The sequence below is a fragment of the Achromobacter sp. UBA5777 genome, assembly GCF_002418565.1.
Lineage (GTDB): Bacteria > Pseudomonadota > Gammaproteobacteria > Burkholderiales > Burkholderiaceae_B > Achromobacter > Achromobacter animicus.
Genome location: NZ_DIEJ01000096.1, coordinates 2,260 through 4,026 on the forward strand (window position 1 = coordinate 2,260; position 1,767 = coordinate 4,026).

Annotated in this window: 2 protein-coding genes; both read left to right on the forward strand. The window is 71.4% G+C overall.

The annotated features are described in order from the left end of the window. The first annotated feature begins 108 nt into the window (after positions 1 to 108). Positions 109 to 924 (forward strand): hypothetical protein, encoded by an 816-nt coding sequence (locus B3446_RS06775; RefSeq protein WP_291378642.1) that lies wholly within the window; start codon positions 109 to 111, stop codon positions 922 to 924. Then, a partial coding sequence (locus tag B3446_RS06780) for a DUF4255 domain-containing protein (protein ID WP_291378644.1) occupies positions 921 to 1,767 on the forward strand: 847 nt, incomplete at its 3' end. The genes B3446_RS06775 and B3446_RS06780, both read left to right, overlap by 4 nt.

Consider the following 1,767-nt stretch of genomic DNA (forward strand, 5'->3'; position numbering starts at 1 on the left):
TGTGCATCGTCTGGCGCGCGCCTACGGCTGGACCGAGCCGCAGGTCCTGGCGCTGGGACCTGCGCGGCGCGCCGCATATCTGGAACTAGCCGACAGCGAGGCGCTGCCATGAGCGGGTTCCTGCGCCAGCTTGCGAGCCGCAGCGTGGGTACCTCGCCGCGCCTGCGCAGCGCGCCGTCGCCGCGTGCCGTGGCGCTTGTCGGGACTGTGCCGCGTGATGCTTGGCGGGGAGAGGCGCAGGGGTTGAGGGCTGCGCCGGCGGAGTCGGACGCGCGCGTCCAGACCGCCAGAGACGACGCGCGATCCAACCTGGCCAGCTTCGCGCAGACGCCGTCGCACGCTGCGGATTCTGGGGGGATTGGCCAGACAGCAAGGAACGTTGATGCGGCCGGCGGGGATGAGCATGACGCGGCGCATGACGCACGCCGACATCGCGCGCAGTTCAGCGTGACAGCGCCGATCGCCGAAGCGGACGTGCCCCCGCACAACCTGGCGCGAGGCGATCAAGATGTGCCATCGCCGGTTCGCCTATCGCGCGCGCTTCGGTCCGTCGAGGCGGACAAACACGCCGCCGACGACCGGCAGCCCCGCCCCGCAGCCGTATCGCCGATCACATCGCCCTTGCCGACGGACAAGTCAGGCGCGTACGAAGTCACTGGCAGTGCCCACCCTGCTGCCCCACGCGACTCGACCTTTTCCGCCGAGGCACGTGAACTTGCCGCCCCCCGCGCACGAAGCCACGCCGCCGATGCGGCGTCCGCCCCCCGTCTTCCCGCGCAGCCGTCCTCCCCACCCGACGTCCACATCACCATCGACCGCCTGGAAGTCGTCCCCCCGCCCCAACGCGCGGCCGCCGCCGCCCCGCGATCGTCCGCGCTGTCGCTGCGCGCCTACCTGACCGCCCGACGCACGGGGCTGCCATGAGCAATGCGCTGGCGATCGCGGCGGTCACCGCCGTCATCAAGGACCTGCTCGACTCGGGCATGATCGACCACGCCGTCACGGACGCGCTGGGCGCGGGCGTCAAAGTGTCCGCGCTGGCGCCCGACGCGGTGTCGCTGGACAACCAGGAAGATCCGCAGCTGAACCTGTTCCTGCATCAGGTCACGCCCAACGCCGCGTGGCGCAATGCCGCGCTGCCCTCGCGCGATCCGGCAGGCGAGCGCATCGCCAATCCGCCGCTGGCCCTGGACCTGCACTATCTGCTGACCGCGTACGGCCGCGCCGAGCTGCAGGCGGAAGTGCTGCTGGGCTATGCGCTGCAACTGCTGCACGAATCGGCCGTGCTGCCGCGCGAGGCCGTGCGCCGCGCGCTGGATCCGGACGTGGTCGATGGCGCCATCCTGCCGACGGTTTACCAGAGCCTGCGCAGCGCCGACCTGGCCAGTCAGATCGAACTATTGAAAATCACCCCGGCAGCGCTGGGCGCGGAAGAGATGTCGCGCCTGTGGTCCGCACTGCAGGCGCATTACCGCCCGACCGCCGCGTTCCAGGTGTCGGTGGTGCTGATCGAATCCCGGCGGCCCGCACGCGGCGCGCTGCCCGTGCTGACGCGTGGCGAGGCCATTGCCGGCACGCCGCGCGACCGTGGCGTGCTGGTGTTCCCTGGTCTGACGCCGCCGCTGCCCACGCTGCTATCCGTGCAGCCCGCGGGCAAGCAGCCGGTTGCCGTGCCCGGCGGCGCCGTGACGTTGCAGGGCCATCATCTGGATGGCCTGGCGCGCACGGTGACGCTGCGCCATGCGACGCTGGATGCCGAACGCAACA

Coding starts and splice junctions, on each gene's coding strand:
- B3446_RS06775 (WP_291378642.1), top strand. CDS start 109: ATGAGCGGGTTCCTGCGCCAGCTTGCGAGCCGCAGCGTGGGTACCTCG.